Source organism: Porphyrobacter sp. LM 6 (assembly GCF_001720465.1).
Classification (GTDB): domain Bacteria; phylum Pseudomonadota; class Alphaproteobacteria; order Sphingomonadales; family Sphingomonadaceae; genus Erythrobacter.
On the sequence record NZ_CP017113.1, the window covers coordinates 2,933,281 to 2,954,165 of the forward strand.

The window sequence follows — 20,885 nt, forward strand, 5'->3', positions numbered from 1 at the left end:
GGTCAATCGGCCGTCCACGGATTGAAAAAGATCTGCTCCACCGGAACACTGAAGAAAGCCGCGATCCGGTAGGCCATCGGCAACGAGGGATCATATTTGTCCGCCTCGACCGCGATGATCGTTTGCCGCGATATCTCCAGAGCGTCAGCCAAGTCGGCCTGATTGAGGCCGCGCGCCTTGCGTAGCTCGCGCAGACAGTTCTTCACTCCGACACCCCTCGGCCACGCAGGCGCCAGACCAGCCAGAGCACGACGAAGCCGGCTGCCTCGGCGAAGAAGAGATAAGTCGCGCCAATGGTGAGGTCGCTATGGCGGCCGAAGAACACGGACAGATAGACGAGCATGACCAGCGCGCCAAAGGTCCCGCCCCAATACCAGCTGATCAACTGACCTTGCTGTTGCAGATCGTCGGTCTTGCGCCACCACAGCCAGCTAGCCCACATCACGGCCGCGCAGACCCCGAGCAGGAACGGGAAGATCAGAGTCGCATTCTCGCTCGCATGACCTGCGGGGACGGTCTTGCCGATGATGATGCCCGCCATCGTCGCCGCGCCGAAAGCCAAGGCACACAGCAACCAGTATTTCATCCGATGCGACATCATCTCTGCTCCCTTGCAATCATCCAATGTTTAGATGTTTTTACATTTCGAGGGCAATGTCAAACTCTTTTAACATTTTCTAGCGCTCGGACACAAAGAAAAGGCCCCGCAATCGCCTGCGGAGCCTTTCGATTTCAGGGCTTTCCTTTGAATCAGAACGGAATATCGTCGTCGAGATCGTCGTAGCCGCCAGCCGGAGCGCCGCCGCCAAAGCCGCCGCCCGAGCCGCCCGACGAACCGCCGCCCTGATCCCAGCCACCGCCACCACCACCGCCGCCGCCGTAGCTGCCGCCGCCTGAGCGGCCGGCACCGCCGCCGCCCATGCCGCTACCGCCACCGCCACCGCCATCAAGCATGGTCATCACCGAGTTCGGGCCGCGCAGCACGACTTCGGTCGAGTAGCGGTCATTGCCCTGCTGGTCCTGCCACTTGCGGGTCTGGAGCTGGCCTTCAATGTAGACCTTGCTGCCTTTCTTGAGGAAGCGCTCGGCAACGCCCGCCAGACCTTCGTTGAAGATCGCCACGGTGTGCCATTCGGTGCGTTCCTGCTTTTCGCCGGTGTTGCGATCCTTCCAGGTTTCGCTGGTGGCGATCCGCAGGTTGCACACCTTGCCGCCGTTCTGGAACGTCCGCACTTCGGGATCGGCCCCGAGATTGCCGATCAGCATGACCTTGTTGAGCGAACCCGCCATCGAAATACCCTTCCCGTCAAAGCTTTGCGCGCGCAACCGCGCGACTCTTGCAAGCTTCATAGGACATCAAAGCGGGCGAGACGACAAGCCCCGTCGGGCTAATCCCCGACTTACCGCGCCGGATAGCGCAACCGGCCTAGAAAGCGCGTCAGGCTCGGCAGTTCGCGGTCCTTGCCCAGAAACTGGGCCTTGGCCTTTTCGAACTTCATCACCCCGTCGATCCGCCGCTCGAGGAAGGCGTGGGTATCGGCCTTGCCCTCGCTGTCGTCATTGACGAACACCGCCAGCGTCGCAGTGTAGATCCCGCCGAGGATCGCGCGCTTGGTGTAGTGGTTGTAATCGGTCGCGGTGTCGCCCGCGAGCCGCCACATGATATCCGCCGAATGCCAGCCGAGCTTCAGTGCGCGGGGGGCGTTCTGCGGCTGCGCCATCACGGCGAGCGCGCGGCGCACCGCCTCGTCGATGTCCGCGACCGCATCAAGCCGGAAGGCGACCAGCGTGCGGATGCGCTCGCGAATCTTCAGCGTGGCAAGCTTTTCGGCGGGCCATGCCGCTTCCATCGCCTGATCGACGCTCGCGATCCACGCCTCGATCATGTCCATCGGCCTGGCGCCCGGAAAGGCGAGCTTGGCCACATCGACATCGCAGCCTGCCATTTCGGCGGCAGCGACCAGCGCGGTTTCGTTCCAGCCATCAAAGATCGCGGAAGCCGCGATATCGGGGGCCAGCGCGACGCGCAGTTCATCGAGCGTCAGATCAGCAAAATCGGTCATGTCAGAAAGAAGGCCCGTAGTTCTTCTTGGTTCCCGCCGCGGCGCGTTTGGCATCGGCGTTGGTGAATTCCTGCTTGAGCAGCGTGTTGCCGCTTTGCAGTTCCATGTAGTTGCGCGCCGAGCGGCCCGAATTGTCGTTGTGATCGGGATCCGCGCCCTTTTCCAGCAGCAGCCGCACCATCGCCACGTTGCGCGCGTGGACGGCAGCGATCAGCGGGGTTTCGCCGGTCTGGTCGGAGATATTGACGCTCGCCCCGCCCTTGATCAGCGCCTCGACCCCGTCGGTAAAGCCCATCGCGGTCGCCAGCTGAAGCGGGGTGACGCCCTTCTTGTTGCGGATATTGGGATCGCCGCCGCGTTGCAGCAGGAAGCGGACCCACAGCGCGTCGCTGCGCGCGACCGCAATGTGCAGCCCGGTATCGCCGCTGGTGATATCGCGCGAGTTGACGACCTGCGTGCCCGGCTTGTTGAGCATGTCGGTCGCCTCGTCGCCCTTGCGCTCCTTGACCGCTTCGAGAAACTTGTAGCCTTCCGACTGGAACTGCGCGGCCACCGGTGCCGCCGCCAGCAGGCCCAGGGCCGCCAACGCGGCGCTGGTAAATCCGGCGCGCATTCCTAACTTGCGCAAAACATCGGCCAGCACGGTTTGATCCTTTCGCATTACCTGCCACACATCTGGTGTGTGGTATCGAGCGGGGCAAGCCCGCCCTCTCGCAAGCCTTCAGTTAGCAGACCATGAACCGCAGCAACAAGTCCTACCCCGTCCTTCCGATGCTGATCGCGGGAGCGCTTGCGCTTAGCGGCTGCGATGCCTTCGCTCCCGCGCCCGAACCGCCGCTGGCCGGCGCTGCGATCGGCGGCGATTTCGCGCTCACCAACAGCAAGGGCGAAACCGTGCGCTGGGGCGATTTTGCGGGGAAGTACCGTATCGTCTATTTCGGCTATGCCTTTTGCCCCGATATCTGCCCGACCGATATGCAGCGCGTGGCGCAGGGGCTGAAGGTGCTCAAGGCTAAAGATGCGGACAAGGCGGCGAAGATCACGCCGATCTTCATCACCATCGATCCCGAACGCGATACGAGGCAAGTTGTGGGCGAATTCGCCGCCGCTTTCTCCCCCGATATCGTCGGCTTGACCGGCACCCCCGAACAGATCGCCGCCACGGCCAAGACCTTCAAGGTGTTCTTCGCCAAGGGTGAGCCGGTCGAGGGGGGTGGCTATCTAATGGACCATTCCAACATCGTCTATCTGTTCGGCCCCGATGGCGCCCCGCTGGCGACGCTGCCGGTCGATCAGGGGCCGGACGCGGTGGCCGCGGAACTGGACAAATGGGTGAGCTGAGGGACCGCTTCTGGGAGCTGCCGCTGGGCGAGCTGACCCGGCCCGAGTGGGAGGCGCTGTGCGACGGCTGCGGCCGCTGCTGCCTGCACAAGATCGAGGACGAGGAAACCGGCGAAATCCACGATACCAACATTGCCTGCCGTCTGCTGGATACCGGCACCGCGCAATGCAGTGACTATCGCAACCGCAAGGCCTTCGTGCCCGATTGCCTGCGGTTGACCTTGCGGATCGTCGAACAGGTGAGCTGGCTGCCTTCGACCTGCGCCTATCGCCTGCGCGCCGATGGCCGGTCGCTGCCGGGCTGGCACTATCTCCTCTCGGGTGATCGTGATGCCGTGCGCCGTGCCGGGGCCTCGGTCATCGGGCGGGTGGTGAGCGAGGTCGACGCCGGCCCGATGGAGCATCACATCGTCGAATGGCCCGCCGCGCGCGGGGTGACTGGGCCGACACGGCGGAGGAGCAGGCATGATCGACTGGCTGCGCCGCGCCCCGCTCGAACCCGAAATCGAACTCGGCGGCAAGCGCATGCCGATCGTGCTCAAGCGGATGCACAATGCCCGGCGGCTGACCTTGCGGCTCTCGCCCGATGGCAGCGCGGTCCGGATCACCCTGCCCGCCTGGGCCGAAGCGCGCGAGGCGATCGCCTTTGCCCATGCCCGCACCGATTGGCTGGCGAGCCAGCTGGCCGCTCTGCCCCAGCGCGTCACCCCGCAGCCCGGCGGCGAGATCCGCTATCGCGGCGGCGTGCTGCAGCTGGCGTGGCAGGCCAGCGCCCCGCGCCGTCCGGCGATCGAGGGCGAGACGCTGCGGATTGGCGGGCCGAGCGCGGGTCTCGAAGCGCGGGTGCGCCGCTGGCTCGAAGCCGAGGCGCTGCGGCTGTGCGAGGCCGATATGCACGAATATTGCGCCGCCGCCGGACTCGATCCGGTGCCGGTCGGTCTGACCCGCGCCCAGCGCCGCTGGGGCTCGTGTTCGGACACGAGCCGCATTCGCATCAACTGGCGGCTGGTGCAGGCCCCCGATCACGTGCGCCGCTCGGTGGTCGCGCACGAAGTCGCGCACCTCGTCCATTTCGACCACTCGCCCGCCTTCCACGCGCTGCTTGGCCGGATCTTCGAAGGCCAGATCGCCGATGCCGACCGCTGGCTCAAGGAGCATGGCCGCGCGCTCTATGCGAGCTTCGGCTGACGCGAAGCGATTGGCGTTCGGCCTGCGGCGGCCTATAATGGGCGGATGCTATCCAATTCACGCTTCAATCCGGGTCCGGGCCTTGCCGACTTCTGGCGCGAGATTCGCCGGCCCAACCCCTATCGCTGGCCGATCCTTGCGCTGTCGGTGATGCCGGTGACAGGGATCCTCGCCTGGGCGTTGGAGCAGGAATATTTCGGCGAGCCGGAACGTCCCAAGATCGAATACATCACCACCCTCGATCCGACGCGCACCGATGCCGAGATCGTGGCCGAAAACCGCGCCAACCAGGAAATCAAGGACCTGCGCGCCGCCGAGGAAGAACGGATCGCGGCGGAAAAGCGCAAGATGTACAAGTCGCTCGGCGCGGCGACCGGGCTTGATGTCGAGGCGATGGAGGCCAAGGCCGAAGCCGAGCGCGCCGCCAAGGCCGCTGCCGAGGCCAAGCGCCGCGAAGAGCTGCTCAAGCAGGCCGGTCAGCCAACGACACAGGGTTCCGGGCAATAGCGGGACCTGCGACCCCGACGGATCGCGAATGGATGGCGGCTGCGGCCAGCCTCGCCCAGCGCGCGCGCCCGCTGGCCCGCCCCAACCCCGGCGTCGCGGCGCTGGTGGTGCATCAGGGCCGCGTCATCGCGCGCGGCTGGACGGCGGCAGGCGGCCGGCCCCATGCCGAAGCCGCGGCGCTGGCCGGACTCGCGCCTGCGCTGATCGCCGAGGCCACGCTCTACGTCACGCTGGAGCCTTGCGCCCACCAGTCCCCGCGCGGGCCATCCTGCGCCGATCTGATCGCCGGCGCACAGCCTGCCCGTGTGGTGATCGGCCAGATCGACCCCGATCCGCGCACCGCCGGACAGGGTATCGCGCGGCTCGAAGCAGCGGGCATTCCCGTCACCGTGCTCGGCGACCCCGCTTCTGCCGCCAGCCTTGCGGGGTTCCTTGCCCGCCAACGCCTTGGCCGCCCGTGGGTAACGCTGAAGCTTGCGACATCGCTCGATGGCTGCATCGCGCTTGCCGACGGTACCAGCCAGTGGATCACCGGGGAAGCCGCGCGCGCCCATGTCCACGCCCGGCGCGCCCGCAACGATGCGATCCTCGTCGGCGGCGGCACATGGCGCAGCGACAACCCGCGTCTCGATGTGCGGCTGCCGGGCCTCGAAGACCGTTCGCCGCAGCGCGTGGTGCTGACCCGTGGCGCGGCTCCCGAAGGCGTGACAGCGATTGCCGCACCGCAAGACATCGCCGCGCTGGAGGGCGTGCAATATCTCTACGTCGAAGGCGGGGCTGCCACTGCCGCCGCCTTTATCGCCGCCGACCTCGTCGATGAACTGCACCTCTACCGCGCCCCGATCCTGATCGGCGATGGCAAGCGCGCCTTGGGGCCGATGGGCCTTGCCGACCTTCCGCAAGCGCATGGCCGCTGGCAGCAGAGCGACCACCGCCAGCTTGGCAGCGACGCATTCACCGCCTATCTGCGCCGCCGCAATTAAGAGGAACCCTGCGCCCATGTTCACCGGCATCGTCACCGCCATCGGCACCATTGCCGCCGCCGAGCAGCGCGGCGACCTGCGCCTCAGGATTACCGCCCCGCTCGATCCGGCGCGGATCGATATCGGCGCCTCGATCGCGTGTTCGGGCGTGTGCCTTACCGTGGTCGAGCGCGGGGGGACGGCGGGCGATGCATGGTTCGATGTCGACCTGTCGGGCGAGACGGTCAGCCGCACCGTTCAGGGGATGTGGAACGCGGGCGCGAAACTGAACCTCGAGCCTTCGCTGCGCCTCGGCGACGAGCTGGGCGGACACATCGTCACCGGCCATGTCGATTCGGTCGGCGAGGTGGTGAAGGTCGCACAGGCCGGCGGCAGCTGGCAGGTCGCCATCCGCGCGCGTGCCGAAATGGCCCCGTTCATCGCGGAAAAGGGCTCGATTACGGTCAACGGCGTGTCGCTCACCGTCAACGACGTGCGCGACCGGACCGATGGCACCTGCGATTTCCTGCTGAACATCATCCCGCACACTGCCGCGGTGACAACGCTGGGCGACCTTGCCGAGGGCGATCAGGTCAACCTCGAGATCGACGTGCTGGCGCGGTATCTCAAGCGGATGCAGAGCCTCGCCGCCAAGGGGTGAGCGGGGGCGGACGGCGCGCTGCTTTCACTGAATGCCGCCGCTGCGCTTGCCAACTCATACCCATTGGCAAGGTTGGCATTCTTGCCGCTACCCCCAATATATTGCCGATGACTTCGGCAGCCCATGCCTCGCAACCATCGCATTCAGCCGGCGCTTTCGGGCCGATCGAACGCGTTGCCAACCGGGTGGTCGGAGCAGCGTTTTCGCCGCATCGGCACGATACCTATACCGTCGCTCTGACTGTGGCCGGGGTGCAGGCCTTCAACTATCGCAGGGAAGTGCGGTATTCGTTGCCGGGTCAGGTGCTCGTTCTTCATCCCGACGAATTGCACGATGGGCACTGCCATGATGAGGCTGGTTTCAGCTATCGGGCGGCCTATGTCCCGCCCACGCATATCCAGGCCGTTCTTGGTGGCGCGCAGCTGCCGTTTGTTGTGAATGGCGTCTCGACGGACCCCGGTTTGATCGCGGCAGCCTTCAGCATGGTTGTCGACTGCGCAGCAGACGACGATCCCGCAGCCTACGAAGACGCGCTCTACGATCTCGCCCATGCGATGAACATTGCGGCTGGCAGGAACACATCCGGGCGGACCGCCAACCGGACAGCCGTGATGCAGGCGCGCGAGTTTCTTGAAAGCGCCGTCGTCGTCGGCGCCCGGCTTGAGGAGCTTGAACGCGTTTCTGGCTGCGATCGCTGGCAGCTTTCGCGCGATTTCAGGGCGCTGCTTGGCACCAGCCCCTATCGCTATCTGCAATACCGGCGGGTTGATTTCGCCAAGCGCCTGTTGCGTGAAGGCGCGACGCTGGCCGATGCTGCGCATGGCGCAGGCTTTGCCGATCAGAGCCATTTTGGCCGCACATTCCGCAAGGCCGTCGGCCTCACGCCAAAGGAGTGGCTGCGTTCGGACCTGTTCCGCACGATCGTTCTATAGCCGTCGTCGGCGGGCGGTTAGCCTGCGCGACATGACACAGATGATCTTTTCCGACGAGACCTCAAAGGGCTGGATACCGCCCAGCATCGCCGCCCCCTTTATCTGCATTTTCATTCTTGTCGTCAGCATGTTGCCGGGCGATCTCGGGCTCGCCCACCTCGGCTTTACCGAGCCGACGGGCGCACCGCGCGGGCCCTTGGGCTTTTTCCTGATGTTGGTGTCATTCATCGCCTTGGGGCTCGCGGTATCTGGCTGGATTCGCTGGGTCGAAAAGAGAAGCCTCGCAAGTGCCGGACTTTGCGGCGACGGGGGGCTCAAGAAATTCCTGGGCGGACTGGCCGTTGGCGTAGCCATGATGGGCGCGATCGTGACGGCGATAGCCCTTTCCGGCGGATATCGTGTTGTTGATCTGGCCCCCGCCTTTGCCAGCCCTGCGGCGCTCGGCTGGATCGCTCTGCTGCTCGCCGGCTTTGCCGTGCAAGCGAGTGTGGAGGAGTTCGCTTTCCGGGGCTGGCTGTTCTCAGCCGTGATGCGGCGCTGGAACATGACCGCCGCCTTCATATTGAGTTCCGCCGCTTTCACCTTTGTGCACTTCTCGCCCAGGGCAGAGTTGCTGCCGATGGTCATGACCTTCGTCTTCGCGATTTTCGCCTGCGCCTGGGTGCGGCAGTCGAATTCGATCTGGGGGGTGATGGGCTGGCACGTCGGCTGGAACTGGTTTGCCGGCGCCGGTTTTGACGTCCCGATTACGGGCTTGGACACCGGCCTGCCCGCACTGATCGTAAAATTGGTGCCTGTCGGGCCGGAGTATATCACTGGCGCTGGAGAGGGACCGGAAGGGAGCGTGTATACGCTGGCCCTGCTGACTGTGGCGGGCCTGATCCTCCTTCTGCGCCCGATGCCGCAAGGGCCAAACCAGGGCGAGCCGTCAGCGGACCTGCCGCAACCCTAGCCACGTCCCCCCGTCAGCCCGCCAGAGGGCCCTTCGCAAAGCTCTCGCGCGTGATCGCGTAGGTCAGGTGCGGGATCACCGTGCCATCCGCCATGATGCGCTCCTCGCGCCGGTCGGTAAGCTGCGCGCCGATGCGTTCGAGCGCGGTGCGCGAGCGGGTGTTGGTCTGGCCCACCAAGAAGCGCACTTCAGCAACGCTCGCCAGCGCGTGGGCGAGCATCAGGCGCTTCATCTCGTGGTTCCAGCGCCCGCCCCAGTGCGAGCGGGCAAGGAAGGTCCAGCCGATCTCGACCGAGCCGCCGCCTGCCGCGTCCAGCCCCTGAAAGCGCGACGAGCCGATCACCGCTCCGGTCTGCGCGTCGATCACCACCAGCGCGCCCTTGTTCGCCAGCGCATCGTCGAAGAAGGCGCGGAACACCGGTTCCTGCCAGCGGTCGTGCGCGGGATGCTGCGCCCAGATCAGCGGATCGGAAGCGACCGCGAACAGCGCGTCCCAATCATCGGGGCGCAGCGGGCGCAGGCGGACGTGCTCGCCCTCCAGCACCGGCTGGCGGTCGAGCACCCTGGCGGCCTCAGCCCGTCACCGCGGCGAGCGCGGCGATGAACTTGGGCAGGTTGGCATGCGTCAGCCCCGCGATGTTGATGCGGCCCGAGGCGGCCATGTAGATCGCGTGATCTTCGCGCAGTTTGGCGACCTCGTCCTTGGTGACGGGGAGCATCGCGAAGAGGCCGTTCTGGCTCGCCAGCGGGGTCAGGTCGATCCGCCCTGCCGTACCCGCCGCTGCCAGCGCATCGCGCACGCCGCGCATCCGGGCGCGCATATCGTCAAGCTCGGCCAGCCACGCCTTGGTCATGCCCGCATCGCCGAGCACGATCCGCACCACCGCACCGCCGTGATCGGGCGGCATCGACCAGGCCGCGCGGGCCAGCGCGTTGGCGTTGGAGAAGGCGGTGTCGAGCGCACCTGCCTCCTTCGCCAGCACGTAGAACGCGCCAACGCGGTCACGATACTGGCCGAAGTTCTTGTCGCAGGAATAGGCGATGAAGGCTTCGGGAACCTTGGCGAGCACCTCGCGCATACCGGCGCCGTCCGCTTCAAGCCCGTGGCCGAGCCCCTGATAGGCGGCATCGATGATCGGGAAGGTGCTGGAGGCGGCGAAGGAATCGGCGATTCTCGCCCACTGGCCGGCGGTATAATCGATCCCGGTCGGGTTGTGGCAGCAGGCGTGGAGCAGCACCGCCTCGTCGGCGGCGGCGCCATTGATCGCGGCGAGCACGGCATCGAGGTTGGCGCTGCCGTCAGCGTTGGCGTGATCGAAGGGCGCCAGTTCCATGCCGAGATCGGCGAGAATCTGCGCGTGGTTGGGCCAGCTCGGCACGCCCATGTGGACGCGCTTCACGCCGGCCTTCTGCGCCAGCGCCAGCGCGAGACGCACCGCGCCGGTGCCGCCCGGGGTCTGCATCCCCTGAATGCGCCCGCCCATCGTGGGGTCCGCCCCGAAGATATAGGGCATCAGCGCGGCGACCATGCCCATGTCGCCTTCGGGGCCGAGATAGGACTTGGAGTCCTGTGTATCGACCAGCACCTGCTCAGCCGCCTTGACCGCGGCGAACACCGGGGTCGCGCCGTCTTCGGTGCGGTAGACGCCGACGCCGAGGTCGATCTTGTCGGCCCGCGGATCGGCGGCATAGAGGCGGATCAGGGCGAGGAGGGCGTCAGGCGCCTGCGGTTCGAGTCGGTCAAGCATGCGCGAGCGCATGGCCCCCGCTTGCGGTTATCGCAACCGGCTTTTCGTATGCAGACGCGAAAATCCTTAGATCAGAAGGGCGACCACTTCTGTTCCTTGGAGAACTTCATGTAGCCCGCGTTGATGCCCAGCCGCAGGCCTGCGCCGACGCGGATCGGGATCAGCACGATATCGCCGCGCCGGAGGTAGCTCGCGGTCAGCCCGCCGACGAAATAGGCCTGCCCCTCACCCGCCGGGAAGCGCTTGAACAGCTCCTCGGTGTCGTAGAGGTTGTAGACCAGCACGAAGGTGTTGGCGGCATTGGCTCCGGCATCAAGCCCGATCGAGGGGCCGGTCCAGTAGACCTGCTGGGTGCCTTCGACCTTGTGGTGCAGCGTGCCCGAACCATAGCGCGCGCCGACGATGAACGCCCCGCCCGCCTCGCGCCCGACGATGTAGCCATTGGGTTCGCCCTGATCCTTGAGCAGATCCTGGATCAGCTTGGCGAGGCCTTCCGCGCCCTTGCCGAACAGACCTTCGGCGGCACCGATAAGGTCATCTTCGCCATAGGTTGCCGCGGTGGCGGCCGGTGCCGCTTCACCCGCAGCGGGCGCAGTGCCGGTCGCATCGGTGGTGGTCGCGGTCGCGGTCGGCTCGCCTGTCGCGGCAGCAGCAGCGGTATCGGCTGCGGCAGGCTCGGTCGGCGCGGTTTGTTCGGCGGGCGGCGCAAGATCGCCGTCGATCGCGCCATAGGCCTGATCGGGATCGACCTTTTCCACGTCCTGCGCAGCCAGCGGCGCGGTGAATGCACCCAGCGCCAGAACAGCCATGACAAAGCCCGTCAGAGCGCGAAGGGGATAAGAGAAGCTTGCCGACATAACCCAGCCTTTGCATGGGGACACACAGGTCCCGGATTGTCACACGAGGCAGCAGAATCGCTTCCGCGCAGGCCCGCAATCGCTTCTCGCCGGAGCGAATCGAAATTGCGACGAGCCGACCGCTGGCTAGAGGGCCGAGCCTGAATGCGGGCCGAACTGATCGCCGACCCGGCGCACGCACAGGCGGCAAACCGGCAAGGAACGGATTTTCTTGCAAGCCACCTTGCCGCTGCCGCAAGGGCCGACTATAGCGCCGCCCTCACAGCCAATGCTGAGACCCGGAGACGTGGGTGAGTGGCTGAAACCAGTTCCCTGCTAAGGAACCGTACTCTATCAGGGTACCGAGGGTTCGAATCCCTCCGTCTCCGCCACCTTTCAATCGCGTAACGACAAAGTCGCCCCCTTACGGGCAATCCGACCCGTTTAGTCTCGGAAACGGGAGCGCGGCAAGCGGATATTGCGGCTTGGTTCGGATCGCATCGGCAATCCGCCATTGGCCTGTTCCGCGCGTCCTGTTCGCTGTTCCCCTTTGCCGGAGGCTGTGCCACTACTCGTAACTCACGATCCAAAATGCCTTTGACCGGATGCGCATGAACAACAGCGAGGGAATGCAGGCGGCCGCGCCGCCGATGCCCATAGCGGAACTGGCGCGGCGCGATCCGCTGGCGGCGATTGCGCACTTGCGATCGGTCACTGCCCGCAACCCCGCCAATGCCGGCGCGCATCGCATGCTCGGGCGGGTGCTGCGAACGCTCGGTCGGGACGAGGAAGCGGCCGCTGCGGAAATGTCGGCCATCCGCGCGACCACCCGCGATCCCGAAATGATCGCCATTGCTCAGGCCATGATGGACAGCGATCTGGCTCAGGCCGAAGCCGGGCTGCGCGCGCGCCTTTCCGCTCAACCGCTCGATGTGGCTGCCATTCGGATGATGGCGGAACTCGCAGGCCGGCTCGGGCGCTACAAGGATGCGGAGAACCTGCTGCGCCGGGCGATCGAACTCGCGCCCTCCTTCACCGCAGCGCAGGCCAATCTGGCCATGGCACTCTACAAGCAGAACCGGTACGGCGAGGCGAGCGCGGTGCTGGAACAGGTGCTAGCCCGCGATCCCGTCAACCCGGGCAATCGCAACCTCCTCGCGGCAACACTCGGGCGGATCGGCGATTATGACGAGGCGCTGGCGATCTACGGCGAACTGGTCGAGACATTCCCGGATCATGCCAAGCTCTGGATGAGCTATGGGCATATGCTCAAGACCGTCGGCCAGCTCGAACAGAGCATTGCCGCCTATCGCCGTGCTCTGGCAGCCGAGCCCCACCTCGGCGAGGTGTGGTGGAGCCTTGCCAACCTCAAGACCATCACCTTCGACGATGCCGATATTGCCGCAATGGAAGCGGCCCTGGCGGCAGGTGTTTCCTCCGATGATGCGCTGCATCTGCATTTTGCCTTGGGCAAAGCCTATGCGGATCGCAGCGAGGTGGCCGACAGTTTCCGCCATTATGACGCGGGCAATGCGCTGCGGAGCGAGGAGTTGGGTTACGAGCCCGAAGTGATCACACAGCAGGTCGACCGCATGATCGAAGTGCTGACCCCGGAATTCCTCGCGCAAAAGCAAGGTCTGGGCGACCAGACACCGGACCCCATCTTTATCCTCGGCCTGCCGCGCGCAGGCTCGACATTGCTGGAGCAGATCCTGTCGAGCCATTCGCAGATCGAAGGGACGATGGAACTGCCCGATATCCCGGCGATGGCCATGCGCGAGGCCAAGGCGGCGGGCAACGATCTGCGCGATTGGCCCGATGCGGTCGCGGATATGCCCGCCGAACGCTTTGCCGAACTGGGGGCGGAATTCCTTGAACGCACCCGCGTGCAGCGGAAGACCGCCAAGCCGTTCTATATCGACAAGCTGCCCAACAACTGGAGCTATGCCGGGTTCATTCACTTGATCCTGCCCAATGCCAAGATCATCGACGCGCGGCGGCATCCGATGGATTGCTGCTTCTCGAATTTCCGCCAGCATTTCGCCAAGGGGCAGGCCTTCTCCTATTCGCTCGATCACATCGGGCGCTATTATGCCGACTATGTGCGGGCGATGGATCACTATGACCGTGTCCTTCCCGGGCGCGTGCACCGCGTGATCCACGAACAGCTGCTGGACGATCCCGAAGCCGAAGTGCGCGCCATGCTCGGCTATCTCGGCCTGCCGTTCGAGGACTCCTGCATGGAGTTCCACCGCAATGCGCGCGCGGTGCGGACGGCGTCATCCGAACAGGTCCGCCGCCCGATCAACCGCGACGGGGTCGGCCAGTGGGAGCCCTATCGCGCGTGGTTAGGGCCGCTGGAAGAGGCGCTGGGCGACTTGCCGCAGACCTACAGGCGGCTACCGGACTGAACCTTCGCGGCTGTGACCAAAATGCCATGGTTGACACAAAAGGGCGTCAACTTCCTCTGCCAAATACAATCCGGCACTTGGCATTGCGCCCGCTTTATGGCGGAAAGCGTATCAGGGGACGTTCGGGAGAACCAAATTGTCAAAATCTAACACGACATGGCGTCGCGCATTTGTCGCCAGCCTGATGACGGGTAGCGCGCTTACGGTGGCCTCGCCCGCGCTGGCGCAACAGGAAGAGAGCGCCGCCGACGATAACGTGATCATCGTCACCGCGCAGAAGCGCTCGCAGAATCTGCAGGATGTGCCGATTGCGATCACCGCGCTCGGCACCGAGGCGCTGGACGACCTGCAGGTCAACGAACTGCGCGATGTGGCCAAGTTCCTGCCTTCGGTGACGGTGCAGACGGCTGGTCCCGGTTTCAGTCAGGTCTATTTCCGCGGCGTTGCCAGCGGGGAGAACGCCAACCACTCGGCCTCGCAGCCCACGGTCGGCATCTATCTTGATGAAATGCCGATTACGACGATCCAGGGCGCGCTCGATATCCACGCCTACGACCTTGCCCGGGTCGAGGCACTGGCCGGGCCGCAGGGCACGCTTTACGGCGCAAGCTCGATGGCGGGCACGATCAAGATGGTCACCAATGCGCCCGACTATAAAGACAGCTACGGCGCGATGGATGTCGAGCTGAACAGCGTCAATCGTGGTGACTTCGGCGGTGTGCTCGAAGGTTTCTACAACGCCAAGCTTTCCGACAATGCCGCGCTGCGCGTGGTGGCGTGGTATCGCCGCGATGGCGGCTTCATCGACAACATCGCCGGTAGCCGCACCTACCCCACTTCGGGCATTACCCAGAACAACGCCGAATTCGTCGAGGACAATTACAACGACGTCGACACCTATGGTGCGCGCGTGGCGCTGGGGATCGAGCTCAACGACAGCTGGACCTTGCGCCCCACCATCATGGGCCAGATCCAGAACGCCGACGGCAGCTTCGCGCAGGAACGCAGCAGTGCCGTCACCCGCTCGTTGCAGACCGTGCAGTACAATCCCGAATTCTCGAAGGACAAGTGGCTCCAGGCCGCGATGACAATCGAGGGTAAGATCGGCAGCTGGGACCTTGTCGCCACCGGTGGCCAGCTTTGGCGCCGTACCGACACTGCCTCTGACTATTCCGACTACGCCTATTTCTACGATGCACTGTACGGGTACGGCGCTTACTTCACCGACAATGACGGCGATCTGGTGAACCCCAACCAGTACATCGAGGCCAATGACCGGTACCGCCGCTCCTTCGGTGAAATTCGCGTTTCGAGCCCGGCTGATGCGCCGCTGCGCTTCATCGGCGGTGTGTTTGCTCAGCGCCAGTACCATCGCATCACACAGAACTACATCATCGACGACATTGCCGATTCGATCACCGTGACGGGCACAGAGAGCAACATCTGGCTCACCCGTCAGGAGCGTGTCGATCGCGATTATGCCGCCTTCGGTGAACTCAGCTTCGATGTGACCGACCAGCTTACGCTGACCGGCGGCGCGCGGCTTTATAACTACAAGAACTCGCTCGTCGGCTTCTTCGGCTTCAGCGACGGCTATTCCAGCCGCACGGGCGAGGCGGCTTGCTTCGGTCCTGCGCAGGTGGCGGGTTCGCCCTGCACCAATCTCGACAAGGTCACTTCGGACACCGATGCGATCTACAAGCTCAATGCGACCTACAAGATCAACCCGGACTTGCTGGTCTATGCCACGTGGTCGCAGGGTTTCCGTCCGGGCGGGATCAACCGCCGCGGCACGCTGCCGCCCTACCTCGCGGACACGCTCGACAACTACGAGCTCGGTTGGAAAACCCGCTTCGGCGATGTCACCTTCAACGGCGCGATCTATCAGGAGGACTGGAATGAAATCCAGCTTTCCTTCCTGGGCGAAAACGGGCTGACCGAAATCCGCAATGCAGGCATCGCGCGGATCCGGGGGATCGAATCCGATTTCACCTACCGTTCGAACGGGCTCACCCTGACGCTCTCGGGCAGTTACAACGATGCCACGATTAGGCGCGATTTCTGCCGGATCGCCAACCCGGCCTTCGATTGTACCTTCGATCCGGGCGACGGACGCACCAACGCGTTGCTCGCCGAAGCAGGGACGCAGCTTCCGGTCACCGCGAAGTTCAAGGGCAACGCGATCGCGCGTTATGAATTCGCGCTTGGTGGGTGGGACGCGCATGTCCAGGGCGCGGCCGCCTATATCGGTCGCCGCCGCAGCGACCTGCGTGATGTGCAGAATGACATCAAGGGCGAGTTTGATCCGTACACCACGGTTGACCTCAGCTTCGGCGTCAGGAAGGACAACTTGCGCTTCGAGATCTTTGCCACGAACCTCCTGGACGAGCGCGGCATCATCAACAGCGGGGTGCAATGCGTCGAAACCACCTGCGGCGATCCGGACGGGATCAGCGGAACCGGCGGCGCGTTCTATGACGTCGTGACGCGGCCTCGCATCATCGGGATCAAGGCCGGCTTCGATTTCTGATCCGGTGAACCCGAAAGACCAAAATGCGAAAGGGCCGGGCCGCAAGCTCGGCCTTTTTGCTGCCATCGCCCTTGTGATGGGCAACATGATCGGCTCGGGGGTGTTCCTTCTCCCGGCCAGTCTTGCGCCTTATGGCTGGAATGCCGTGCTCGGCTGGATCGTCACCACCGCCGGAACGCTGGTGCTGGCCTGGGTGCTCGCCGCCCTCACCCGCGCGCGGCCCGGTGCGAGAGATCCGGCCGGCTTCGTGGCCGAGGCTTTCGGCGAGCTTCCGGCCTTTCTGATGGGGTGGATCTACTGGGTCTCGGTGTGGACCGCGGTGGTCTCGATCGCGGTTGCGGCAGTGAGCTACCTTTCGGCCTTCGTCCCCGCCATCGCCAGCACCCCGATGATGCCGGCGCTGTGCGCCATCGCACTGGTTTGGGCGATGACGCTGGTGAACCTGCGCGGCGTGCATGCGGCGGGCAATTTCCAGATCGTGACACTTCTCCTGAAGCTCGTCCCGCTGGTCGCGGTGATCGTCATCGCGGCGGCTGTGCTTGGGGCCGGCACGGGCGAAATCCGCCCGCTGGTGATGAGCGAACTCAACGGGACGGACCTGCGCGGCGCGGCGGCGCTGACGCTGTTCGCGCTGCTGGGGTTCGAATGCGCGAGCATTGCAGCAGCGCGGGTTGAAAACCCCGCCGTCAACGTGCCGCGCGCGACGATGTGGGGCACGGGCCTTACCGGGCTGCTCTATCTGCTGGTGTGTTCGGCCATCGCGCTGATGCTGCCCGAGGCGGTTGCCGCCACCTCGCCTGCCCCCTTCGCGACCTTCGTCGAGCGCAACTGGAGCGCGGGGCCGGCGGCGCTGGTGACGGTTTTCGCGATCGTCAGCTGCGTCGGCGCGATCAATGGCTGGGTGCTGCTGCAAGGCGAACTGCCGCGTGCCATGGCCGAGCGCGGGATGCTGCCGCGCTGGTTCGCCGCCACCGACCGCCACGGCACCCCGCGCCGCGCGCTGCTGCTCTCCAGCATCATCGCCACGGTGTGCCTGCTGCTCAATGCGAGCAGGAACATGCAGGGCATCTACGAATTCGTGCTGCTGCTTTCGACCAGCGCGGCGCTTTGGCTCTACCTCGCCTGCGCGCTGGCGGCGTGGCGGATGAAGGTCGCGCGGGGCTTCGCGCTGGTGGGCGCAGGCTATGCGCTGTGGACGCTGTGGGGCGCAGGGGTGGAAGCGAGCGGCTGGAGCCTTGTGCTGATGGCGGCGGGCCTGCCGCTCTACCTGTGGGCGCGGCGCGGCGGTCAGCCGTCACCCGCCTGAGCGGTCAACGCGTCGAGCCACTGGGCGGCGAGCGCCTCGGCCTCCTCGGCACTGAACGGCGCTTGCCCGAGCGAGAGTTCCAGCCATAGCCCGTCGATCAGCGCGGTGAGCGCGACAGCCATCACCCGCACGTCCGCGAGATCCGGTCGATAGGCGCGCAACAGCCCTTCGAGCTCGCGGCGGAAACTCCCGTAAACCTCGGCGCGCACCGCCGCGACCGTCGGATCGCTGCCGGTCAGGCTCCAGAACGCAACATAGCTGGCAAGCAGTTCGGGCGAGGCAATCGGCGGGCGGAAGTTGGCGGTGATATAGGCCAGCAAACGGGCGCGCGGGTCAGGCCCTGCGGCTTCCACCGCCTCCGCCAGCGCGGCGTCGATCATCGCGCCGGTCGAGCGATAGGTCTCCGCAATCGCTTCCGAGATCCCGCCGAAATAGTGCCGCAGCAGGCCCGGTGATACGCCCGCCGCCGCGCAGATCGATCGCACCGAGATGCCCGCTGCACCCTTGTCGGCCAGCACGCGGGCGCACGCCTCGATCAGGCTCTGGCGGCGCGCGTCGGGATCGGCGCGGGTAAAGGCAGGTTGCGGGCTCATTTCCGGCTTGTTATACGGATGTATAGCAAGGACTCGCACATGGCAACGCAGAGCATTCCCTCGGCCGCACCCGACCCGCTCGACGGGTGGAGCCTGCCGGCGTGGACCTATCACGATGCGGAATTCCACCGCCTCGAAATCGAACGCGTGTTCCGCCCCAGCTGGCAGGTCGTCTGCCATGTCAGCGATATTCCCGCCGAGGGCGATTGGCACACGCTCGACTTTTGCGGCGAGAGCGTGATCGTGGTGCGCGGCAAGGGCGATGCGCTGCGCGCCTTCACCAATGTCTGCCGCCATCGCGGCTCGCGGCTGGTCGACGGCGCAAGCGGCTGCGCGAAGAAGCTGGTCTGCCCCTACCACGCCTGGACCTATGATCTCGACGGCCGGCTGACGGGCGTGCCCGACAGCGCCAGCTACCCGACGCTTGATCGCGATGCTGCCGGGCTGGTTCCGGTGGAGCTGGAGATATGGCGCGGCTTCATCTTCGTCCGGCTGGAGGATGATGGCGGGCCGAGCGTTGCCCAGATGATGGCGCCCTATGAAGCCATGGTCGCGCCCCACCGGTTCGAAGACCTCACCGCGCTCGGGCGCGTCACGCTGCGGCCGCGCGCGGTCAACTGGAAAAATGTCGGCGACAATTATTCCGACGGACTGCACATTCCGATCGCGCATCCGGGCCTCACCCGCCTGTTCGGCAAGAGCTACGGCGTCGAAGCGAGCGACCATGTCGATCGGATGTGGGGCGACATGGTCGAGCGCGAGAGCGCCAACTGGTCGGAACGCCTCTACCAGCGGCTGCTCCCGCCGGTGCAACACCTGCCCGAGCACTTCCAGCGCCACTGGATGTATTTCAAGCTGTGGCCCAATGTCGCGTTCGACATCTATCCCGATCAGGTCGATTTCATGCAGTGGATCCCGACCGGGCCGACCACCTGCCTGATCCGCGAAATCTCCTATGTCCTGCCCGATGCGCGCCGGGAAATGCGCGCCGCGCGTTACCTCAACTGGCGCATCAACCGGCAGGTCAACGCCGAGGACACAGCTCTCATAACCCGCGTGCAGGACGGCATGGCGTCGCGCAGCTTCAGCATGGGGCCGCTCAGCGACAAGGAAGTCTGTCTCAAGCATTTCTGCCGCCGGATGCGCGACATCATCCCCGAAGCGCGGCTGGAACAGCAACCCAAAGCCGGATGGAGCCGCGCATGACCAAGCAATATGATGCCGTGATCATCGGCGCAGGCCACAACGGGCTGGTGTGCGCCTTCTACCTCGCGCAAGCGGGGCTCAAGGTGCGGATGGTCGAGCGGCGCAATGTCGTGGGCGGCGCGGCGGTCACCGAGGAATTCCACCCCGGTTTCCGCAATTCGGTCGCCAGCTACACGGTCAGCCTGCTGCAACCCAAGGTGATCGCCGACATGCGGCTGCACGATCATGGCTACCGCGTGATCGAACGGCCGATCTCGAACTTCCTGCCGCAGGAGGATGGCGGCTACCTGAAGCTCGGCGGCGGGCTGGAGCGGACCCAGGCGGAATTCCGCAAGTTCTCGAACCACGATGCCGAGGCGCTGCCCGCCTATTACGACGCGCTGGAAGGCGTCGCGCAGGTGCTGCGCGACCTTGCGCTCAAGAGTCCGCCCAATGTCGGCGAAGGGCTGCGCACGCTGCTGGCCGGGGCCGCGCAAGGCTGGGGGATGGCGAAGCTCCCGCTCGAGGCCAAGCGCGACATCCTCGACCTCTTCACCAAGTCGGCCACCAGCTTCCTTGGCAGCTGGTTCGAAAGCGAAGCGGTCAAGGCCGCCTTCGGGTTTGACGCCGTGGTCGGCAACTACGCCTCCCCCGATACGCCGGGCAGCGCCTATGTGTTGCTGCACCACGTGTTCGGCGAAGTGAACGGCAAGAAGGGCGCCTGGGGCCACAGCGTCGGCGGAATGGGCACGATCACGCAGATCATGGCCAAGGTGTGCGAGGCCTGCGGGGTCGAAATCAGCCTCGAAGCGCCGGTTGACCAGGTGCTGGTCGATGGTGACCGGGTGGCCGGTGTGCGCCTGCAAAGCGGCGAGGAGATCGCGGCCAAGCGGGTCATCGCCAATGTCGGGCCGAAGCTGCTTTACGGCACCATGCTCGACGAAGCCCACCAGCCCGAAGACTTCCGCCGCCGGATGCGCGGGTTCAAGGCGGGCGGCGGCACCTTCCGCATGAATGTCGCGCTGAGCGAGCTCCCGAAGTTCACCTGCCTGCCCGAGCCGGGCGAACATCACCAGTCGGGCATCATCCTCGCCCCGACGCTCGACTACATGGACAAAGCTTTCCTCGACGCCAAGGCGCATGGCTGGTCCAAGGCACCGATCGTGGAAATGCTGATCCCGAGCACGGTGGACAGCACCCTCGCCCCCGAAGGGCAGCACGTCGCCAGCCTGTTCTGCCAGCAATTCGCACCCGAACTGCCCGACGGCCGGAACTGGGACGACGAGCAGGATGCCGCCGCAGATACGATCATCGACACCGTCGAAAAGCACGCACCGGGCTTCCGCGCCTCGATCCTCGGGAGGCAGGTGCTCAGCCCCAAGGGGTTGTTCGACACCTTCGGCCTCGTCGGCGGCGATATCATGCACGGGCACATGAGCCTCGACCAGCTGTGGTCGGCGCGCCCGGTGCTGGGTAATGGCGCCTATCGCGGGCCGGTGAAGGGTCTCTACATGTGCGGCGCGGGCAATCACCCGGGCGGCGGCGTGACCGGCGCACCCGGCCATAACTGCGCGCGCGAGGTACTGGCCGATGGCGGCAACTTCCGGCGCTTCAACATGGTCTAGCGCCGGTCATCCACACCCGGTTAGAGCGAACCTGCATCGCCACCT

General features: G+C 65.4%; 21 protein-coding genes, 1 tRNA gene and 1 pseudogene. 14 read left to right on the forward strand and 9 right to left on the reverse strand.

Annotated features, from left to right (window positions below):
- Nucleotides 1–2: 2 nt before the first annotated feature.
- The 5 genes from BG023_RS14070 to BG023_RS14090 form a co-directional block, all read right to left on the reverse strand.
- Nucleotides 3–206, reverse strand: a complete 204-nt coding sequence (locus BG023_RS14070) for a helix-turn-helix transcriptional regulator (protein WP_069310988.1) — start codon at nucleotides 204–206, stop codon at nucleotides 3–5.
- Nucleotides 203–601 carry a hypothetical protein gene (locus BG023_RS14075; protein ID WP_150122894.1) on the reverse strand — a complete coding sequence of 133 codons (399 nt, stop codon included), beginning with the start codon at nucleotides 599–601 and terminating at the stop codon, nucleotides 203–205. Before BG023_RS14075 ends, BG023_RS14070 begins: the two co-directional genes overlap by 4 nt.
- Nucleotides 602–750: 149 nt before the next feature.
- Nucleotides 751–1,290, reverse strand: a complete 540-nt coding sequence (gene ssb / locus BG023_RS14080; RefSeq protein ID WP_069310990.1) for a single-stranded DNA-binding protein — start codon at nucleotides 1,288–1,290, stop codon at nucleotides 751–753.
- 110 nt (nucleotides 1,291–1,400) lie between these two features.
- The gene (locus tag BG023_RS14085) at nucleotides 1,401–2,063 is read right to left on the reverse strand and encodes a COQ9 family protein (protein ID WP_069310991.1); all 663 of its coding nucleotides are present in this window, start codon (nucleotides 2,061–2,063) and stop codon (nucleotides 1,401–1,403) included.
- Between the two features lies 1 nt (nucleotide 2,064).
- Nucleotides 2,065–2,724, reverse strand: coding sequence for an ankyrin repeat domain-containing protein (locus BG023_RS14090; RefSeq protein WP_233993025.1), 660 nt, complete (start codon nucleotides 2,722–2,724; stop codon nucleotides 2,065–2,067).
- 74 nt (nucleotides 2,725–2,798) lie between these two features.
- Between BG023_RS14090 and BG023_RS14095 the strand changes: the two genes are divergently transcribed.
- The 8 genes and pseudogenes from BG023_RS14095 (at nucleotide 2,799) to BG023_RS14125 (ending at nucleotide 8,606) form a co-directional block, all read left to right on the forward strand.
- Entirely contained in the window at nucleotides 2,799–3,404 is a 606-nt protein-coding gene (locus BG023_RS14095; protein ID WP_069310993.1) for an SCO family protein, read from the forward strand.
- Nucleotides 3,392–3,826 (forward strand): annotated as a pseudogene (locus tag BG023_RS14620) (YcgN family cysteine cluster protein); the annotation flags it as partial. The gene BG023_RS14095 and the pseudogene BG023_RS14620, both read left to right, overlap by 13 nt.
- A gap of 43 nt (nucleotides 3,827–3,869) precedes the next feature.
- Nucleotides 3,870–4,592: a M48 family metallopeptidase gene (locus BG023_RS14100; protein ID WP_069310994.1), complete on the forward strand. Its 723-nt coding sequence runs from the start codon at nucleotides 3,870–3,872 to the stop codon at nucleotides 4,590–4,592.
- Between the two features lie 45 nt (nucleotides 4,593–4,637).
- Entirely contained in the window at nucleotides 4,638–5,099 is a 462-nt protein-coding gene (locus tag BG023_RS14105; RefSeq protein WP_069310995.1) for a hypothetical protein, read from the forward strand.
- On the forward strand, nucleotides 5,096–6,082 hold the full coding sequence (gene ribD, locus BG023_RS14110) for a bifunctional diaminohydroxyphosphoribosylaminopyrimidine deaminase/5-amino-6-(5-phosphoribosylamino)uracil reductase RibD (protein ID WP_335673852.1): 987 nt from the start codon (nucleotides 5,096–5,098) through the stop codon (nucleotides 6,080–6,082). Before BG023_RS14105 ends, ribD begins: the two co-directional genes overlap by 4 nt.
- 16 nt (nucleotides 6,083–6,098) lie before the next feature.
- Nucleotides 6,099–6,722: a riboflavin synthase gene (locus BG023_RS14115; RefSeq protein ID WP_069310997.1), complete on the forward strand. Its 624-nt coding sequence runs from the start codon at nucleotides 6,099–6,101 to the stop codon at nucleotides 6,720–6,722.
- Nucleotides 6,723–6,829: 107 nt separating this feature from the next.
- Nucleotides 6,830–7,654, forward strand: a complete 825-nt coding sequence (locus tag BG023_RS14120) for a helix-turn-helix domain-containing protein (protein ID WP_069310998.1) — start codon at nucleotides 6,830–6,832, stop codon at nucleotides 7,652–7,654.
- A 31-nt stretch (nucleotides 7,655–7,685) separates the two neighbouring features.
- Nucleotides 7,686–8,606: a CPBP family intramembrane glutamic endopeptidase gene (locus BG023_RS14125; protein WP_069310999.1), complete on the forward strand. Its 921-nt coding sequence runs from the start codon at nucleotides 7,686–7,688 to the stop codon at nucleotides 8,604–8,606.
- Nucleotides 8,607–8,619: 13 nt separating this feature from the next.
- On the opposite strand, the gene BG023_RS14130 is transcribed toward BG023_RS14125, so the two are convergent.
- The 3 genes from BG023_RS14130 to BG023_RS14140 form a co-directional block, all read right to left on the reverse strand.
- Nucleotides 8,620–9,168 carry a GNAT family N-acetyltransferase gene (locus tag BG023_RS14130; RefSeq protein ID WP_069311000.1) on the reverse strand — a complete coding sequence of 183 codons (549 nt, stop codon included), beginning with the start codon at nucleotides 9,166–9,168 and terminating at the stop codon, nucleotides 8,620–8,622.
- A gap of 10 nt (nucleotides 9,169–9,178) precedes the next feature.
- The gene (locus tag BG023_RS14135) at nucleotides 9,179–10,354 is read right to left on the reverse strand and encodes an amino acid aminotransferase (RefSeq protein WP_069311362.1); all 1,176 of its coding nucleotides are present in this window, start codon (nucleotides 10,352–10,354) and stop codon (nucleotides 9,179–9,181) included.
- Between the two features lie 71 nt (nucleotides 10,355–10,425).
- On the reverse strand, nucleotides 10,426–11,211 hold the full coding sequence (locus BG023_RS14140) for a DUF1134 domain-containing protein (protein ID WP_069311001.1): 786 nt from the start codon (nucleotides 11,209–11,211) through the stop codon (nucleotides 10,426–10,428).
- 280 nt (nucleotides 11,212–11,491) lie between these two features.
- Here BG023_RS14140 and BG023_RS14145 point away from each other — a divergent pair.
- From BG023_RS14145 to BG023_RS14160, 4 genes are all read left to right on the forward strand, one after another.
- Nucleotides 11,492–11,582, forward strand: a tRNA-Ser gene (locus BG023_RS14145).
- A gap of 219 nt (nucleotides 11,583–11,801) precedes the next feature.
- On the forward strand, nucleotides 11,802–13,601 hold the full coding sequence (locus BG023_RS14150; RefSeq protein ID WP_083234799.1) for a tetratricopeptide repeat-containing sulfotransferase family protein: 1,800 nt from the start codon (nucleotides 11,802–11,804) through the stop codon (nucleotides 13,599–13,601).
- Nucleotides 13,602–13,785: 184 nt separating this feature from the next.
- On the forward strand, nucleotides 13,786–16,131 hold the full coding sequence (locus tag BG023_RS14155) for a TonB-dependent receptor (RefSeq protein ID WP_069311002.1): 2,346 nt from the start codon (nucleotides 13,786–13,788) through the stop codon (nucleotides 16,129–16,131).
- A 76-nt stretch (nucleotides 16,132–16,207) separates the two neighbouring features.
- The gene (locus tag BG023_RS14160; protein WP_233993027.1) at nucleotides 16,208–17,437 is read left to right on the forward strand and encodes an amino acid permease; all 1,230 of its coding nucleotides are present in this window, start codon (nucleotides 16,208–16,210) and stop codon (nucleotides 17,435–17,437) included.
- Here the strand turns inward: BG023_RS14160 and BG023_RS14165 are convergent.
- Nucleotides 17,419–18,030 carry a TetR family transcriptional regulator C-terminal domain-containing protein gene (locus tag BG023_RS14165; protein ID WP_069311004.1) on the reverse strand — a complete coding sequence of 204 codons (612 nt, stop codon included), beginning with the start codon at nucleotides 18,028–18,030 and terminating at the stop codon, nucleotides 17,419–17,421. The two genes, BG023_RS14160 and BG023_RS14165, sit on opposite strands and share 19 nt — an antisense overlap.
- A 39-nt stretch (nucleotides 18,031–18,069) precedes the next feature.
- Between BG023_RS14165 and BG023_RS14170 the strand changes: the two genes are divergently transcribed.
- Nucleotides 18,070–19,236: an aromatic ring-hydroxylating oxygenase subunit alpha gene (locus BG023_RS14170; RefSeq protein WP_083234800.1), complete on the forward strand. Its 1,167-nt coding sequence runs from the start codon at nucleotides 18,070–18,072 to the stop codon at nucleotides 19,234–19,236.
- Nucleotides 19,233–20,840, forward strand: coding sequence for a phytoene desaturase family protein (locus BG023_RS14175; RefSeq protein WP_069311364.1), 1,608 nt, complete (start codon nucleotides 19,233–19,235; stop codon nucleotides 20,838–20,840). Before BG023_RS14170 ends, BG023_RS14175 begins: the two co-directional genes overlap by 4 nt.
- The last annotated feature ends 45 nt before the right edge of the window (nucleotides 20,841–20,885 follow it).

What these genes read in the sequence shown, in the direction of transcription:
- BG023_RS14160 (WP_233993027.1), top strand. Translation starts at nt 16,208, where the DNA reads ATGGGCAACATGATCGGCTCGGGGGTGTTCCTTCTCCCGGCCAGTCTT.
- BG023_RS14120 (WP_069310998.1), top strand. Translation starts at nt 6,830, where the DNA reads ATGACTTCGGCAGCCCATGCCTCGCAACCATCGCATTCAGCCGGCGCT.
- BG023_RS14085 (WP_069310991.1), bottom strand. Translation starts at nt 2,063, where the DNA reads ATGACCGATTTTGCTGATCTGACGCTCGATGAACTGCGCGTCGCGCTG.
- BG023_RS14155 (WP_069311002.1), top strand. Translation starts at nt 13,786, where the DNA reads ATGACGGGTAGCGCGCTTACGGTGGCCTCGCCCGCGCTGGCGCAACAG.
- ssb (WP_069310990.1), bottom strand. Translation starts at nt 1,290, where the DNA reads ATGGCGGGTTCGCTCAACAAGGTCATGCTGATCGGCAATCTCGGGGCC.
- BG023_RS14125 (WP_069310999.1), top strand. Translation starts at nt 7,686, where the DNA reads ATGACACAGATGATCTTTTCCGACGAGACCTCAAAGGGCTGGATACCG.
- BG023_RS14135 (WP_069311362.1), bottom strand. Translation starts at nt 10,354, where the DNA reads ATGCTTGACCGACTCGAACCGCAGGCGCCTGACGCCCTCCTCGCCCTG.
- BG023_RS14175 (WP_069311364.1), top strand. Translation starts at nt 19,233, where the DNA reads ATGACCAAGCAATATGATGCCGTGATCATCGGCGCAGGCCACAACGGG.
- BG023_RS14140 (WP_069311001.1), bottom strand. Translation starts at nt 11,211, where the DNA reads ATGTCGGCAAGCTTCTCTTATCCCCTTCGCGCTCTGACGGGCTTTGTC.
- BG023_RS14095 (WP_069310993.1), top strand. Translation starts at nt 2,799, where the DNA reads ATGAACCGCAGCAACAAGTCCTACCCCGTCCTTCCGATGCTGATCGCG.
- BG023_RS14075 (WP_150122894.1), bottom strand. Translation starts at nt 601, where the DNA reads ATGATGTCGCATCGGATGAAATACTGGTTGCTGTGTGCCTTGGCTTTC.
- BG023_RS14090 (WP_233993025.1), bottom strand. Translation starts at nt 2,724, where the DNA reads ATGCGAAAGGATCAAACCGTGCTGGCCGATGTTTTGCGCAAGTTAGGA.
- BG023_RS14170 (WP_083234800.1), top strand. Translation starts at nt 18,070, where the DNA reads ATGGCAACGCAGAGCATTCCCTCGGCCGCACCCGACCCGCTCGACGGG.
- BG023_RS14100 (WP_069310994.1), top strand. Translation starts at nt 3,870, where the DNA reads ATGATCGACTGGCTGCGCCGCGCCCCGCTCGAACCCGAAATCGAACTC.
- BG023_RS14150 (WP_083234799.1), top strand. Translation starts at nt 11,802, where the DNA reads ATGAACAACAGCGAGGGAATGCAGGCGGCCGCGCCGCCGATGCCCATA.
- BG023_RS14115 (WP_069310997.1), top strand. Translation starts at nt 6,099, where the DNA reads ATGTTCACCGGCATCGTCACCGCCATCGGCACCATTGCCGCCGCCGAG.
- BG023_RS14165 (WP_069311004.1), bottom strand. Translation starts at nt 18,030, where the DNA reads ATGAGCCCGCAACCTGCCTTTACCCGCGCCGATCCCGACGCGCGCCGC.
- BG023_RS14105 (WP_069310995.1), top strand. Translation starts at nt 4,638, where the DNA reads ATGCTATCCAATTCACGCTTCAATCCGGGTCCGGGCCTTGCCGACTTC.